Below are 16,332 nucleotides of genomic sequence, written 5' to 3'. Positions count from 1 at the left end.
CATGCATGTCATGCGATACATCGGAAATGCAGTACCTTGCACCGTCCGGCCGGCCATTTTAATGTCACGCTGCTGAACGCTTTCGACACGCCGCAAAATTCGCGAGAGTCCGTACAATGACACGCATGAACGCACTCCAGATCCGCCTCATTTCGCTCGCACTGTTCGCAGTGTTCTGCGCGACGCTCACCTACTGGATCGTCACGCTCACGTCGCATGCGCCGCCCGTGCCCGCAGCCGCCGTGCGCGCGCCCGTTTCGACGGAGCAGGCGGCGACGCTGTTCGGCGGCCAGCTCACGCGCACCGCGAATCAGGACATTCACCTGTCCGGCATTCTCGCGCTGGGCGAGGGCGCCGCAGCGATCATCAGCACGGGCGGCGAGCCGCCGCATGCGGTGTCGCTCGGCAGCACGATCATGCAGGGCGCGAAGCTCGCCGAAGTGCGCGCCCGCTCGATCATCGTCGATCGCAACGGCGCGCGCTCCGAAGTGTTCCTGCCCGCGAACGCGCCCGGTCCGACCATTTACGTGCGCTGATTTTTTCCGCTGCCGTGGCGGCGCGACGCTCCGATACAGCGCGCCGTGCGGTCGTCAACGAACCGGCGCGGCTTGCGGTGCTTTGGCCGCGTGACACCCGCCGTCACTGCGCCGCGTTGTTCAGCTCGATGATCGGCAGCATCACGGCAAGCACGATCACCCGCACCACGCCGCTTATCGCCAGTCAGAACCGGCAATGGTTCTACGAGGCTGCATCGCCAGCGCTGTCGCCACGCGACGCACCGCCATACGAGTTCATCTCATGGATAGTGTGATCAGCATGACGATCATGCACAGCGGGCAACCCCTGTAGTGCTATCGATCAATGGACTGGAAACGCGCTATCCGTTGCCGTCGAGCGTGAAGTCGACCCATAGCTGTTCGGGCAGGCTCTTGCCTTCGAGCCCATGTGGCGGAGGCGGGCACGCGGCGTCGCGCACGGCCGCGAGCGCGGCATGGTCGAGCAGGCCCATGCCGCTGGATGTGACGACGTGTATATCGGACACCGCGCCGTCGCGATAGACGAACGCGACGAGCGTGCGCCCCGTTGCCCCTTCCATGCGAGCCGATTCCGGATAGCGCAGCGCCGCCTGGATCGCGGCGCGCAGCGCGGCCTCGAAACTTGCGTCGGGGCGGGCGGGAGCGGGGGCAGGCGCCGGCGCCGGCGCAGGACGCGGTGCCGGGGTGGGTTCGTTCGGCGAGGCGCTTTGTGCGGGCTCGGTGTTCGGCGCAGGAGCGGGAGCGGGAGCAGGGGCGGGCGCGAGCGTGGCCGGTGGCACAACCGGCTGCGGCTTCGGTTGCAGTTGCGGCGTCGTCGTCGCGTGTGCGGCGAGCGCTTGATGCACCGCTGGTGTGTGAGGCAGCGGCACGGCCGGTTTCGGCACTGGCTTCGAAACTTCGGGCGCGGTGATGGGCGCTGAAACGGCCGCTGAAACGGGCGACGGAATAGGCGCTGGCTTCGGCGCCTTGATCGGAGGAAGCGCCAACATGATCATCATCGGCTCGGGCCGTTTCAGCTCAGCGACGTGCGGACGAATCAGCCACACGCCGACGCCCGCGAGCAGCAGCGCCTCCACGGCCAGAGCGAGCGCAGCCGACAGATAGAGCGGCTTGCGCATGCCGGAATGCGAGGCACGCTGCGCGACAGCCGGCATCGACGACATGTCAGTCGGCCCTGTCCGGTTGCGCGGCGAGCGACACTTGCGTAACGCCGGCCGCGCGGCACGCGTCCATCACGCTCATGAGCTTCTGCAACTGCACGTCCTTCGCGCCGGCAATGGTCACGACCGTATGCGCCGGATCGGGGCGCTTCGCGAGCAACGCGGTCAACTCCGCCGCGCTGAGCGTGTGGCCGTCGACCGATAGGCTGCCATCAGTTGTGAGCGTCACCGTCACTTTCGGCGGCGGCAGGCTCTGCGCGCTCGCGCTCGACGGCAGTTGCGTGCGCAGGCCCGCGTTCGGGATCATGTGAAGTGTGATCATGATGAAAAACACCAGCATGAAGAACATGATGTCGATCATCGGAATGATCTCGATGCGCGCCTTGCGCGCCTCAAAGTACTTCACTTCACGCTCCCTGCTGCGCGAGCGCGCTGACCACCCCCCGCCGGAGTCCGGATTCTGTTTCCCGCGCGACCTGGGTATCGGCGATGTCGCTCGTCAGTCGATTGACGAGTGCCGTCTTCAGCGTGTCGAGTTGATGAACGACGACTCGCACGCGGTTGTGCAGGCCGTTGAAGAACACGAGTCCGATCATCGCGACGAAGAGGCCCGACGCGGTCGCGATCAGCGCTTCGGCGACGCCGCCCGTCACTTGAGTCGGCGCGTTGCCTGGATTCGACAGCACCTGAAACGCGTCGAACATGCCGACGATCGTGCCAAACAGGCCGAGCAGCGGCGCGAGCGTGACAGCGGTATCGAGCACCCACAGAAAGCGGTCGATACGCGGGGCTTCGCGCATCACGGCTTCTTCGAGGCTCGCGGCGAGCGTGTCGCGATCGGCGCGTCCTGCGAGCCGGCTTGCCGTTACGATCACACTGCCTGTCGGCAGGCCGTCGTGACGTTGGGCCCATGCCGTAAGCGTGCTCGCGTTCAACGCCTTGTGATGGTCCAGTTCGGCAAGCGCCGCGTGCGCATCGCGCGCGGCCCGATGCAGAAACCACAGCCGCTCGATGACGACCGTCAGCGAGACGAACAGCAGCACGGCGATCACGTACAGCACGCCGCCGGAATGATGGGCCACGCGTAACAGGATATCCGTCGACATGATCGATCCTCCTCAAAAATCCGCACGCAGCGTAACGTACGCGGCCACGGGCGCGCCGAGATAGGCGCCGACCACGTTGCTGGCGATGTAGTAGCGCTGGTTGGTGATGTTGTCGATGTTCAGATCGACGCCCCAGTGACGCTCCGCGTAACCGAACTGCACGTTCTCGATCAGTGAGGCAGGCGCCCAGTCGTAGCCGTTGGCGAAACCGTTCGACATCCGGCTCATGTAATTGATGCCGGCACCCGCATGAAAGCCCGCCTTGCCAAAGAGGCTGAAGCGGTACGTCGTCCACAGGTTCGCCATATAGGCGGGCACGCCCTGCGGGACGGTACCGACTGCGCCGGGCGTGTCCGGGCTATAGATGACACGCGCGTGCTGCGCGGTGAAATTCGCGTACACGTGCCAGTTCGGTGTGAGATCCGCGTCGAGCGAAGCCTCGGCGCCGCGCGTGCGCTGCGAATCGAACGCGATCTGGTCGTCGCCGAACGGGGTCGCCACGTGTTCCCGCTTCACGTCGAACAGCGCGGTGTTGAGGACGTAGCGCCCGTCGCCGAGCGACCACTTGACGCCTAGCTCGTATTGCAGCGCCGATTCCGGCGGGCCGATGGAGAAGGCATCGTTCTCGGAGTTGAAATTCGCGAGGTAGCTGCGCGATACGCCGAAATAAGGCGTCATCCAGGGCGTGAGCTTGTACAGCACACCGGCGTTCCAGCTGGTCGGCGCATCGTTGCGCGTATACGTATTGCCCTGAACCAGCGTGATGCCGTCATTGGCGGTACGGTTCGGCTCGCCGGGGCGCGGGTTCAACGTCAGCGACGTACCGAACCAGTCCTTGCGCACGCCCGCGCGAAACTTGAACTTGTCCGTCACGTCCACCTGATCGGTTGCGTAAAGGCTATAGAAGTTCGCGGTCAGATGATCGTTCTGGCACGAGTGAGACGGCGCGCACTGGAAGCGCAGGCTCGCGATGGAGGTTTCCAGCGGCACGGGCGCGAAAATGTTGTTGATGTCCGGAAGGTCTGCCGTCGTCTTGTCGGTGTTGAGATCCTGGTGCAGGTATTCGAAGCCCGTCAGCAGCGTGTGGCGCACGCTGCCCGTCGAGAATTTCCACACCGGCTCCAGCTGATAGTCGAGCGTGTTGAGCGAATCGTTCTGATTGCGCAGCTGGCGGCCGGTAAATGTGTTGCCCTTGATCTTCGCGTGCGTGCTGTCGCCGTTGCTGTAGAAGTCCAGCGTGTGATGCAGGTACGAAAGACGATTGTTGATCGTCAGATAGTCGCTGATGCGCCATTCATCCGTGAGCGTGGCGCGTACGTAGTTGCCGTGCGCGTTCGCGAAGGGCGTCGAATATTTGGCGTCGAACGGAACATTGCGGATGGGCGCGCCATTGTGATAGATGATCCCGTATGAGTCGGGCGTTGCCATGTAGTCTTGTGCGTCGATCGAGAATTCGATCTTATGGTCGCCGATCTTCCATTGCAGATCGGGACGGATTTCCTTGTTCCACGATGCCAGGTCGCGGTAGCCATCGGAGCGGCCGGCGGCGGCGTCCACGCGATAGTTCAGTCCGTCGATGCCCGTCGGGCCGGTGACGTAGCCACTGGCGTTGACGGTGCCGAACGAGCCGGCCTGGATATCGCCGCCCCAGTGGAACTGCGCCGACGGCGTGTAGTGGATCAGGTTGATCGAGCCGCCAGGAGGGCCGCTGCCGAGCAGCGCCGACCCCGGTCCCTTGAGCACCTCGACGCGCTCGACGCCCAGCAGCGAATGCATCGGGCCGTTGACCTGGTCGCCGTCCGGGAAGCCGTCGTCATAGGTCTGCGCCTGCAAGCCGCGGATCATGAAGTGATCGGTGAAGCCTTTCGAATCGGTGCCGCCATAGTTCACGCCGGACACGTTGCCTTTGCGGATCGCTTCCTGCAGCGACGTGACGCCCTGCTCGTCGAGAATGCCGCGCGGAACGATTTCCACGCTCATCGGCAGGTCGCCGAGCGCGGTGCCCGTCTTGCTGATGCCCGGCACCTGGTACGGATCGTCGATGTTGTGGTCGGGCGCGCTCGCGGTCGTCGCAGCGTTGACGGAAACCTCGCCGAGCGAGCCCACGGGTTGCCTCTGCACGGGTTGTGTCTCTTGAGCTTGTTGAGCCTTCGCCAGATGGGCGAACGACAAGGCGGCAAATAGCGCCGATACGGCAATTGCGGTTCTGGATCGGGGGACGTTTGCTGGCATCACGCTGTGCTGGTTATTGTCGTGTGCGGATCGGGGGAACGCCGGCGGGCAGCCGTCCTTTGAGGGACAGCCACCCGCTGTTGCCGGCTACTGCGGATCGCGCGCATCAGGCCATACGAGCCTGCCCGATGCGCTCGAACAGAGTGACGCGACTACTTGCTCAATCGTCGTCGTCGTCGGCAGCGGCGACCGTCTTCGTGCCGTCGGCCGCGACCTTTGAGTAGATCGAGTGCGGCACGGGATACGGCTTGTCACCCATCACACCCTTCCACTGCACGTGGTTGAACAGCATCGGATCAATACGATCTTCCTTGGAGAAGTCGAAGTCCTTCGTCGCGTTCGCCCAGTACGTCGCGTCATGCAGCGGATGAATGTCCTCGCCCTGGGCAAACTGGCTGCCGTTGCTGCTGGCCACGTTGCCCACGTTCGTGCCCTTCAGGATCGTCGAAGCAACGGCCGTGTAGGTCCACGAACCGTCCGACTTCGTGTCGAACACGTCGGCCATCGGCTTGGCGTACGCCGTGTTCAGGTCCATGTGCTGGGTACCGAGCAGATCTTCCATGGTACGCAGCGCGTTGACCTGGCTGTAGGCGGTGTTGACGATGGCGTGCTTCTTCACGTATGCGCCGACGACGTAAGCCGTCGAGCGATGCGAGTCGACGTGATCGGAACCGGCTTGCGAGTCATCCTCGACCACCACGATCACCGTGTCTTTCGCGTACGGACTGTGCGCGACCGTCTCGACCAGCTTGCCGACTGCGAAGTCGTTATCCGCTTCCTGCTGCTCGGCCGAACCCATCTGGCCGACGTTCTGCGCAAAGCTGCCCGTGTGATCGGAGCCCATGCGTACGAACTCGAACGACGGGAGCTGGCCATTCGCGACGTACTGCTGGAACTCGCGGTTCCATTCGAGTTCGCGGAACGTGTCCGGATAGGCCTGATCGAAGCCGCGGTAGTACGGGTCCGTCAGGTTCACGAGCGACGGCTTGAGCGGGTGAGCCTGGACGTTGTTGGCACCGGCCGGATTAAGCAGCGGGTTGGCGATCGTGCCGATCGTGCCGACGTTGTTGACCATGCCGCCGTAGTTGCGGACCGAGCCGCCTGCCTGCAGAACCGCGTCGTAGATGCTCGCCTTCTGATAGCCGAATGGCGCATCCGGCACGGTCACATCGGCGATGCCCGGCAGCGCGTTCGCCGTGCCGCCCGGCAGCGACGACGTCGCGCTGGTGAATCCGCCGTTCACGGCCGCATCGCGCATCGCGGTCGTCGCGAGGCCGACGGGCAGGCCGCGGTTGCTGCCTTCGGATTCATACGCCATGCCGCGGCTGACGCCAGCGTAGTTCTCCTGCTGCGAAACTTCCTCGGTCGGCGTAACGTGCGCGTGCTGCACCCACGACCAGCCGTCCATCGAACCGTCGCCCGGGTCGGTGAAGTTGTCGACCGTGACGAAGTTGTTCGAGAGGTTGTGGAAGTTCGGCGTGGTGGCCTTGCCGTACATCGTCAGCGACGGATCGCCGTTTGAGCCGTTGCCGAGATCGCCGAGGATCTGGTCGAACGTGCGGTTCTCCTTCACGACGTAGATCACGTGCCGGATGTGAGCGCGCAGAAAGTTCATCGTCTCGCGATCGCTATCCGACACCTTCACCGAATAGTGATTGTTCTCGTTCACCTGGCTGGTCAGACGGTCGAGCGTATCGCCCGACGGAACAGGCGCGCTGACGAGGCTGCTCTGCTCGAGGCCGAACTGGTACTGGGCCGTCGTACCGGACGTATAGAGCGGGTTCGGGCCGGTGTTCGACTTGCCGTTGATGATGTACATCTGCGAGCCATCGGCGCTCAGCGTGATGTCCTTCGGCGCATAGGCGGTCGGGATCAGGCCGTTGACGTGATAGCCGTTATTGCCGTCGAGCGAGATCACGGCGATCGAGTTGTCGCCGTTGTTGACGGCATACAGCGTCTTGCCGTCCTTCGAAACGGTCACGTTGACGGTATCGCGGCCGCTGTACTTCTTGTTGTTGCCGCTGCCCTGATCGTTGCCGTCGCCGTTCTGGCTGGCGATGTCGATCGTTTTCTCGACCCTGTGGCTGGCCGTATCGATGACGGCGATCTGGTCGGCGTTCGACACAGCGACGTAGAGCTTCGATTGATCAGGCGAGAGGGCCATGCCATAGGCGTTGCCCTTGACGGGGATGCGCGTGACGAATTGCGGCGCGGCCGGGTTCGACAGGTTCAGCACCACGACTTCACGGTCGCGCACCGACGAGATGAACGCGGTGCCGTCGGCTTTCAGCGAAACCGCCCACGGATATTCGCCACCGGCGGCGCCTTGCTGGCCCGATGTGTTGAACGGACGCAGGTCGTATTCCGACGTGAGCGTATTCGAGGCCGTGTCGATGATGGAGATCGAATCGTTGTAGTTGTTGGCTACGACGAGCGTCCGGCCGTCAGCGGAGACTGCGAGGCCGCCGGCGTTCGGCTTCACGCCCGAACCGATACCCTTCGCGTGGTTCAGCGCGATGGCTGCGGACTGGGCCCATTGGGCCGAAGGCGCAGCCGAAGCGCGGTTGTACACGTAGACCTTGTCGTCAGCGCCGCCCGTGCCGTACAGGGTCTGGTTGCCGTTCCACGCGAGACCATCGAACGCGTTGGTCTGGTGAATGGCTTGCACCAGCTTCGGGTTCGCCTTGTTCACGCCCGACACGTCGTAGATGAAGATGTACTGCGTCGAATCGGCCCTGTGCAGCGTGCTGTTGTTAGCGCCCGTGTAGACCGTGTTGTAGCCAGCGGTGATCACTGCCAGCGTGTTGCCGTCCGGGCTGAGCTGCGACTTGATGGCGCCGCTGACCACCTGGCCAGGCTTGGCCGAAAGTTGCGGGTTTAGCAACTGCTGCACTGCGCCCGGAATTGCTCTCGGGGAGATGAACTGCCCGGTCGGCAGCAGTTCCATGTTGCTTTGAGGTGCAGCTACTGCATGAAGGGTGGGGACGAGTATTGAGCCAGTCAGTAATCCTAATGTAATGCCAGACTGAATCAGGCTTCGTTTTATCATTTCCTATCTCCAGAAGACAATCAGAATTGAAATATTTGCTCCTGAACCGGACCTGCGAGATCTGTTCTGTTACCCCTGATCTGAAATTGGAGCTGTTCGTGCTGAAGTGTTTTTTTCCCTCAGCCAGCAGAATTTATCGTTTGCGCGTGTCAGAGACATGAATCAGAACGCGTTGCGATAAAGAATGCGGAATAACTCGTTGTGTAAGCAATTTGTTATTCGCTATTTCGAAAAGTCGATGGGTAAAGGAGCAGTGCCCAATCGAAAGATGGCCACTAAGCACGTGTGCTTCACGAGAACAATGTATGTCACGCCTGGGTGACGTAGCGTACTTTTTTCTCGCCGTGCGATTCAGCGTGATGTCGTACGGCGATTTTTGCCGATCGCGTTGCGCCGCAAACTATGCGGCGATGCGCGGCATCGTTGGCGGCAACTGCGTCACGCGCGAGAAGCACGCGCTCGTCGATAGCCGCGTGAGGGCAAGAACGAGCACTGCGTGCGGCGCCTTCGTTCTGAACCGGGTGCACTGCGGGCGACAGCAGTTGACCCGAAATGTGACGCTGTCGTAAAAGCGCAGACTCTTTCTATGGCCTTCGATGACGCGGGCTTTACACATTAATTAGCCGCGGCATTCAATGTCAATGCGAAGCATCTTCAAATTGATTAGATGTTGGACAAGGTCGCGGGATAAAGAAACCGAGATGGCTTTATCTTTATTACGGTCGTTGTTTTCCGTCCCGTAGACATCGGTTGCATCGTTCGCGGGTGCTGGCATTTCCACTTAGGCCGGCGTATAAGCTGCTGGGGCCAGATGCGAGACATGCCCGCCATCGAGTTGTGATTTCACACGCGAAGGCTGTCTGCATGGTCTCGGCCATGTAGAGACGCATCGCACGCGGGCCGCGAGAAGTGCTCTCGTAGACCCTACCTAGGACATTCCCTATGCTGGGCTTCGATTGCACGAGAGCTGAGGGGCCGAAAGATCGCCACCGACGCGTGCTGTCGCCCGCAAACCCCCAGCCAGCCGGGCTGTGCGTCAATTTCATTTTCAGCCTCTCTTTTCTACAAGCACTACAGAAGCGCTTTGCATTACCAAAGGTATGGAAAAGTGCCCAGAAAATGTAGCTGGATGAGTCAATTTGGCTTGGTACGCTGCAATCCATGCATTAACCACCGACTAGCGCGACGTCTGACGCACGAATGTTCTTCATTTTGTGCGCGGAATAGTGACTTGTTTGACTTAAGTGCCTCGCGACGTTTGCCTCCCGCCGATCCGCCCACAGCTTCGAGATGAACCTGGTCACGAGCATCCGGCGAGAGCAAGCGATGCCTTTAGGTGCAGGGTTTGTGAAGGCTACAGGTCGCGCGCTTCGATTTCTTGAACTTGCCAGTTGGGATGACAGAATGGCCCCAAACCTGACATTCGCGCCGGAAGGCGTGCTCCATCCGGGCGCAATCCAAGCGGAAGATGTTTCCCCGGCAGCGACATCCATCGCGGTCTCCGGGACCGATATCCTCACGGTCCGGAACCTGTCGAAGATCTTCGGACCAAAGCCCGAGCGCGCCGCTGAGCTCGTGAAGCAAGGTCTCGGACGGAATGAAATCTTCGATCAGACGGGCAACATGGTGGCCGTCAATGACGTCAGTCTCAGCGTCAAGGCGGGTGAGATCTTTGTCGTCATGGGCCTCTCGGGTTCAGGCAAGTCGACGCTGGTTCGACTGCTCAATCGCCTGATCGAACCCACGTCCGGCCAGGTCGTTCTCGAAGGCCGCGACATCGCCCCGATGTCGACGACGGAACTGCGCGAAGTCCGCCGCAAGAAGATGGCGATGGTGTTCCAGTCGTTTGCGCTTCTGCCTAACCGGACGGTCCTCGACAACATCGCGTATGGACTGGAAGTCGCCGGCCTGAAGAAGGCAGAGCGATACGACATCGCACGCTCTGCACTCACGCGAGTCGGTCTGGGCTCGTACGAAAAGCTGCTCCCCAGCGAATTGTCTGGCGGCATGCAACAGCGTGTCGGCCTTGCACGCGCACTTGCAGTGAACCCTTCGGTGCTTCTGATGGACGAGGCGTTCTCCGCGCTGGACCCGCTGATCCGGTTCGAAATGCAGAACGAGCTTTTGCGGCTCCAGAAGGAAGAACAGCGGACCATCGTCTTCATTTCGCACGATATCGAAGAAGCCATCAAGATTGGTGGCCGGATCGGCATCATGAAAGATGGCTGCCTGATTCAGGTCGGCACGCCTGCCGAGCTTATCCAGTCGCCTGCCGATTCATACGTGCGGGACTTTTTCCGCAATGTCGACGTTTCGCGGTTTCTCAAGGCTTCGAGTCTCATGACCCAGGTCGACCGTGGGCTGATTTCCTGTGATATCGGCACGTCTGCCGAACGCTACCTCAATCAGCTTATCGATAGCGGCGTCGAGTGCGGCTATGTGTGCGACGACGCAGGTCGGTATCAAGGCTGTGTCACGCCCGCATCGCTGCATAAGGCGGGCACGCACCCTGTCCGGGATGCGCTGCTCCATGACGTGAATGCTGTTTCGCTGGATGCGGATTTGCACGAGCTGGCTGCCATCGCGTTGAGCCAGGAACACGATGTCCCCGTCACCGATACGGCGGGGCAACTCGCCGGCGTAGTGTCCTGCCGGACGATACTCAAGCAGGTTATGGAACGGAGAGCAGCATGAATTCGTCAGTCATCGGAAAGTTTGCAGAAAATGCGGTCAACTTTCTCTTTCAGCATTTTCGCGGCGGTTTCGACGCTTTCTCGGCCGCATTAGGTGCGGTCGTCAAGCTGCTCGAAGATGGGCTGGCTTCCATTCCATTCATTGCCATGCTCATCATCCTCATGGCGTTTGCGTTGTGGCGACGCGGTGTCGTGTTCTCGGCCTTCGTCGGCGTTGCTCTTCTGGCCATTCATTACATGGGCCTGTGGGCTCAAACGGTCTCTACACTGGCGCTCGTGATCGCGGCGACTTTCTTCAGCCTTGTGATCGGCGTGCCGCTTGGGATCTGGGGCGCGCGAAACAAACGGGTGGAGGTGGTGCTGCGCTCGCTGCTCGATTTCATGCAGACGATGCCCGCATTCGTCTATCTGATTCCGGCCGTCATTCTGTTCGGGCTGGGCCGTGTTCCCGCAGTGATTGCGACCATCGTGTTCGCGATGCCGCCCGTCGTGCGCCTCACGACGCTGGGCATCAAGCAAGTGCGTGAGGAGCTGCTGGAAGCAGGCCGCTCGTTTGGCAGCACCGATTCGCAGCTTCTCTGGAAAATCCAGCTGCCGAATGCACTGCCGTCGATCATGGCAGGCGTGAATCAGACCATCATGATGGCGCTTTCGATGGTCGTGGTCGCATCGATGATTGGTGCCGGTGGTCTCGGCGAATATGTGTTGAGCGGCATTCAGCGCCTCGATATCGGGATTGGTTTCGAGGGCGGCCTCGGTGTTGTGTTGCTCGCCATCGTGCTTGACCGGCTGACGGAGAGTTTCGGTGTAAAGGCAAAGAAAGCCAAACCCGGCGCACGCACGGCAAAGACGGGTGCACGTGCCGCAGCACGAACCTGAATGACGAATTTGTAGAACATCACAACGGCCGTTAATTTTTAACTAATCCGATAATCAAGTAGGAGTGCTATATGAAGCGCAATCTCTTCAAATCGCTGGTTGCGAACCTGGCGGTGTCGACGGTCGTTGCCATGGGTGTCGGCGGTGGCTCCGCAGTCGCTGCCGAACCGATCAAGATGGCAGTCACAAACTGGGCGGACGTGCTGGCCGTAGCCAATGTCGCGAAGTACGTTCTCGAGAACAATCTCAAGCAGCCGGTGCAGTTCGTGCAGGCCGATATCGGCATCCAGTACCAGGGCGTCGCACGCGGTGATCTGGACATCATGGTTGGCGGATGGCTGCCTGTGACTCACGCGACGTATTACACGCGATACAAGAACGATATGGATGACGTCAGCGTTATCTATACGGGCGGCAAGAACGGTTGGGCCGTGCCGGCGTATATACCCGAGTCGCAGGTTGCGACGATTTCCGACCTGGAAAAGCCGGACGTCAAGAGCAAGCTGAACGGCACCATCCAGGGTATCGAGCCCGGCGGCGGTCTGATGCAGGCGTCCGAAAAGACAATCAAGGCCTACGACCTGAACGGCTACAACCTGCAGTCGTCGAGCGAAGCCGGCATGCTCGCAGGCGTTTCGCGCGCCTATCAGTCGAAGCAATGGATCGTCGCCACGGTCTGGAGCCCTCACTGGCTCTTCCAGAAGTGGCAGATGCGCTACCTCAAGGACCCCAAGGGCACGCTGGGTGGTGAGGAGCAGGTTCACGCCTTCGCATCGAAACAGTTCGCGACGAAGTTTCCCCGTGCAGACGTCTTCTTCAAGCATTTCAAGCTGACGCTCGCCGACGTCGAATCGATCGAGTACGAGGGCAATTCCACGAACGACTACGCGACAGCAGCGAAGAAATTCGTCGAAGCGCACCCGGACAAGGTGAAAGCCTGGTTGCAGCAGTAAGTCGAAGATCGACTCTCTGTGAAGGGATGCAGCGGATCTCGTTCACGGAGAGTCGAGTTTCCGTTATCCGACGGGTAATCGGGAACGCTGCATCGCGTCAACAGATGGTCTTGCAAGACATGCTTCAAACGATTTCATCCGGAGTGACCACGTGAACGAGAACTCACGCTTTTTTGCCGAAACCCTCCAGAGCCGTGACCCCGTTATCGCATCAGAGATTGCATTGGAGTTGCGCCGCCAGCAAACGCAAATCGAATTGATTGCGTCCGAAAACATCGTCTCGGCGGCAGTGATGGAAGCGCAGGGTACTGTGCTGACCAACAAGTACGCCGAGGGATACCCGTCGAAGCGCTACTACGGCGGATGTGAACACGTGGACAGAGTCGAAGCGCTCGCCATTGACCGCGTCAAAGCCCTGTTCGAAGCGGAATACGCCAACGTACAGCCTCATTCGGGCGCGCAGGCGAACGGTGCTGTGATGCTCGCGCTCGTGAAGCCCGGCGAGACGGTGATGGGCATGTCCCTCGATGCGGGCGGCCACCTGACGCATGGCGCCCGTCCCGCGCTTTCCGGCAAGTGGTTCAATGCTGTTCAATACGGTGTGAGTCCCGACACTTACCGCATCGACTATGAGCAGGTACGTCGGCTTGCGGAGGAGCATCGTCCGAAGCTCATCATCGCGGGTTACTCAGCCTATCCGCGTGCCCTGGATTTTGCGGCTTTCCGCGAGATTGCGGATAGCGTAGGTGCGATGTTGATGGTGGACATGGCGCACATCGCGGGCATTGTCGCGGCGGGCAGACACGAGAACCCTGTCCCGTTCGCCGACGTGGTGACGTCCACCACTCATAAGACGCTTCGTGGACCGCGAGGCGGATTCATCCTCACCAATAACGGCGACATCGCGAAGAAGATCAACTCGGCTGTGTTCCCTGGGTTGCAGGGCGGTCCGCTGATGCACGTCATCGCGGGCAAAGCGGTCGCATTTGGTGAAGCGCTTCGTCCGGAGTTCACCGCGTATATCGATCGCGTGCTGCGTAACGCGCAGGCGCTCGGCAACGTTCTGAAATCGGGCGGCCTTAGTCTGGTGACGGGCGGGACGGATAACCACTTGCTGCTGGTCGATTTGCGTTCGAAGCGGCTAACGGGTACGCAGGCCGAAAAGGCACTGGAGCGTGCGGGTATTACCTGCAATAAAAACGGTATTCCATTCGATACGGAAAACCCGACCGTTACTTCGGGAATTCGTCTCGGCACACCTGCGGGCACTACGCGCGGCTTCGGAACCGAGCAGTTCGAGCAGGTTGGACACATGATTCTCGAAGTGCTGTCGGCACTCGAACGAGAGCCCGGCGGCGACGAACGGGTCGAGCGCGCGGTGCGTAGCCGTGTGCGTGACCTCTGCAACCAGTTCCCGATTTATTCACATGCGGATGCCCTTGTCTGATTGATGAGGGCGTGTAGCCACCTTTACTGAAGAGAGAACGACGATGAGCTTCGAGGGAGTACATACGCCTCTGGTTACGCCATTCAACGCAGATGGCGAGATCGACCATGATCTGCTCGGCAAGCACGCAGCCAATCTCGCGACTCGAGTCGCGGGCCTTGGCGTCGGCGGCACCACGGGCGAATACTATGCGTTGAGTTTCGACGAACGTGTCCGCACGTTCAACACCGTTGCGCAAGCGGCAGGCGGCAAGACGTATCTCACTGCGGGCATCAATGCGACCACGACGGGCGAAGTCATTCGCCTTGGGCAAGAAGCGAAGCGTGCGGGGCTGCCTGCATTGCTGCTTGCCGCTCCGTACTACGCGCAGCCGACGCAGGAAGAATTGCTGAGCCACATGCTGAAAGTGGACGACAGTCTCGACATGCCGATCATGCTGTACAACTTCCCGGCCCGCACGGGCACGGAAATCAGCGATACGGTGCTGGAAAAACTGCTCGAGCGGCCGAATTTCGTCGCAATGAAAGAGAGTACCGGCGACATCTCGCATCTGCATCATCTTGCGACGCACTTCCGCGACAAGCTGGTGCTGAGCTGCGGAATGGACGACCAGGCGCTCGAGTTCTTCGTGTGGGGCGCGAAGAGCTGGGTCGGCGGTGCTTCCAACTTCTTGCCGGAAGCGCACACCGCGCTCTTCGATGCATGCGTGAAGCGCAACGACTTCGAAACCGGCCGCAAGCTGATGGCGCAACTGCTGCCTGTACTCGAACTGCTGGAGCGCAGTGGCAAATTCATTCAATATGTTCGATACGGATGTGAGTTGGCGGGCACACCCGTCGGCGTCGCACGGGCGCCGCTCGGCACGCTCACTGAAGAAGAGCGCAGTGTGTTTGCGAAGCTGGTTCAACCTATGTTGCGCAACGCGCAGTAACTTTCATGACCTCGCATCTGGAATTCGTGCGCTTTCCCGCGCCGGATGGCGTGAACGGGTGGTGGGAAAGTCTGCCTCCGCCCCGCCCCGCCGATACTGTGTCGTCTGAACGACGATTCGACTGGGTCGTCGTCGGCGGTGGCATTACGGGGCTATGCGCTGCCCGACGCCTGGCTGAACTTGCACCTGACGCCTCGATTGCACTGGTCGAGGCGGACCGTATAGGGCGCACGACAGCCGGGCGGAATTCCGGATTCTTTATCGACTTGCCACACGACATCAGCAGTGAAAGCTACTCGCGAAGTGTGGAAGCGGACAAGGCCGATATCCGGCTGCAACGTCACGGTATCGACTATGTGCGTTCAGTGGTGAAGCAATACGGCATCGACTGCGACTGGCGGGATGACGGCAAGTTTCATGCTTCGGTGAACAAGAAAGGCCACGCGGCACTGACCCATTTCGCCGAAGGACTCGCTCGTATCGACGAAGATTTTGAATGGCTCGACGAAGCCGCGATCGCGAAAGTCACGGGGACGAAGTTCTATGAGGGCGCGCTCTTCACGCCAGGATGCAGCACGGTCCAGCCGGCAGCCCTCATGCGTGGTCTTGCGGCGACGCTGCCGGAAAACGTGAAGATCTTCGAGATGAGCGCGGTGAAGGCAATAGAAGACCAAGGGGAAAACAAGGTTTTGACCTTTGCCGCCGGAAAGATCGTCGCGAAGCGCGTGATTCGCTGCACGAATGCCTATGCGGCGACGTTCGGCGGACATCCGAACGGCTTGTTGCCCGTGTACACGTTTGCATCGATGACCCGTGTGATGACGCCGGACGAAGCGCGCAGGCTGGGCGGCACGCGGTCGTGGGCATTGATTCCCGCCGACCCGATGGGTTCGACGATTCGGCGTCTGAGTACTGACCGCATCTGCGTTCGCAATCACTTCGCGTTTCGCCCTGGTCTCGAAGTGTCGCAAGCCGATTTGGCGAAGGCGAAGAGCCTGCATCAACGATCGTTCGACCGGCGCTTCCCGATGCTGAAAGACGTCGAGCTCGAGTACACCTGGGGCGGCCCTCTGTGTCTGTCGGTGAACAACGGGGTGCTTTTCGGGCGCCGCAGCGATGGTGTTTTCGAATCCGTCGGATGCAATGGTCTGGGTCTGAGCAGAGGGTCCGCGTCGGGGAAACTCATTGCCGAGTACGCGCTCGGTCATGACAGTGACCTCGTTCGTCAGCTATTGAATCAGCCGCATCCGCGCTCGCTGCCGGTTCGTCCCATTGCCGACGTCGCTGTCACTGCGGCGATCTGGATGAAGGAATTTTCGGCGGGAGCCGAGCTTTAATCTGTGAGG

The 16,332-nt window shown here is 60.8% G+C and carries 12 protein-coding genes; 7 read left to right on the top strand and 5 right to left on the bottom strand.

The genetic code is table 11. The annotated features are described in order from the left end of the window. Positions 1–125: 125 nt before the first annotated feature. Positions 126–536, top strand: coding sequence for a type II secretion system protein N (locus tag BMW76_RS22605; protein WP_090869159.1), 411 nt, complete (start codon positions 126–128; stop codon positions 534–536). A 341-nt stretch (positions 537–877) separates the two neighbouring features. On the opposite strand, the gene BMW76_RS42470 is transcribed toward BMW76_RS22605, so the two are convergent. The 5 genes from BMW76_RS42470 to BMW76_RS22570 form a co-directional block, all read right to left on the bottom strand. Next, complete coding sequence (locus tag BMW76_RS42470; RefSeq protein ID WP_143062297.1) at positions 878–1,699, bottom strand: energy transducer TonB; 822 nt, start codon at positions 1,697–1,699, stop codon at positions 878–880. Position 1,700: 1 nt separating this feature from the next. Further along, positions 1,701–2,102 (bottom strand): ExbD/TolR family protein, encoded by a 402-nt coding sequence (locus BMW76_RS22585; protein WP_090869116.1) that lies wholly within the window; start codon positions 2,100–2,102, stop codon positions 1,701–1,703. Between the two features lies 1 nt (position 2,103). Beyond that, positions 2,104–2,802, bottom strand: coding sequence for a MotA/TolQ/ExbB proton channel family protein (locus BMW76_RS22580; RefSeq protein WP_090869114.1), 699 nt, complete (start codon positions 2,800–2,802; stop codon positions 2,104–2,106). Positions 2,803–2,814: 12 nt separating this feature from the next. Beyond that, the gene (locus BMW76_RS22575; RefSeq protein WP_245763324.1) at positions 2,815–4,923 is read right to left on the bottom strand and encodes a TonB-dependent receptor; all 2,109 of its coding nucleotides are present in this window, start codon (positions 4,921–4,923) and stop codon (positions 2,815–2,817) included. Between the two features lie 271 nt (positions 4,924–5,194). Further along, the gene (locus tag BMW76_RS22570) at positions 5,195–7,981 is read right to left on the bottom strand and encodes a bifunctional YncE family protein/alkaline phosphatase family protein (RefSeq protein WP_245763323.1); all 2,787 of its coding nucleotides are present in this window, start codon (positions 7,979–7,981) and stop codon (positions 5,195–5,197) included. A 1,506-nt stretch (positions 7,982–9,487) separates the two neighbouring features. On the opposite strand from BMW76_RS22570, the gene BMW76_RS22560 reads away from it, so the two are divergent. The 6 genes from BMW76_RS22560 to BMW76_RS22535 all read left to right on the top strand — a co-directional run bounded on the left by BMW76_RS22560 (position 9,488) and on the right by BMW76_RS22535 (position 16,323). Beyond that, the gene (locus BMW76_RS22560) at positions 9,488–10,777 is read left to right on the top strand and encodes a quaternary amine ABC transporter ATP-binding protein (protein ID WP_090869109.1); all 1,290 of its coding nucleotides are present in this window, start codon (positions 9,488–9,490) and stop codon (positions 10,775–10,777) included. After that, a complete protein-coding gene (locus BMW76_RS22555) occupies positions 10,774–11,655 on the top strand; it encodes an ABC transporter permease (RefSeq protein WP_090869107.1) in 882 nt (293 codons plus the stop codon). Before BMW76_RS22560 ends, BMW76_RS22555 begins: the two co-directional genes overlap by 4 nt. Positions 11,656–11,726: 71 nt before the next feature. Next, on the top strand, positions 11,727–12,608 hold the full coding sequence (locus BMW76_RS22550) for a glycine betaine ABC transporter substrate-binding protein (protein ID WP_090869106.1): 882 nt from the start codon (positions 11,727–11,729) through the stop codon (positions 12,606–12,608). A gap of 151 nt (positions 12,609–12,759) precedes the next feature. Then, entirely contained in the window at positions 12,760–14,055 is a 1,296-nt protein-coding gene (gene glyA, locus BMW76_RS22545) for a serine hydroxymethyltransferase (RefSeq protein WP_090869104.1), read from the top strand. A gap of 43 nt (positions 14,056–14,098) precedes the next feature. Further along, positions 14,099–14,986 carry a dihydrodipicolinate synthase family protein gene (locus BMW76_RS22540; protein WP_090869102.1) on the top strand — a complete coding sequence of 296 codons (888 nt, stop codon included), beginning with the start codon at positions 14,099–14,101 and terminating at the stop codon, positions 14,984–14,986. Positions 14,987–14,991: 5 nt separating this feature from the next. Continuing rightward, positions 14,992–16,323 (top strand): NAD(P)/FAD-dependent oxidoreductase, encoded by a 1,332-nt coding sequence (locus BMW76_RS22535; protein ID WP_090869100.1) that lies wholly within the window; start codon positions 14,992–14,994, stop codon positions 16,321–16,323. Positions 16,324–16,332 lie beyond the last annotated feature (9 nt).

This window comes from Paraburkholderia diazotrophica, assembly GCF_900108945.1.
GTDB lineage: Bacteria > Pseudomonadota > Gammaproteobacteria > Burkholderiales > Burkholderiaceae > Paraburkholderia > Paraburkholderia diazotrophica.
Note: the sequence above shows the minus strand (reverse complement) of the source record. Positions and strands in the feature narration are given on the sequence as shown.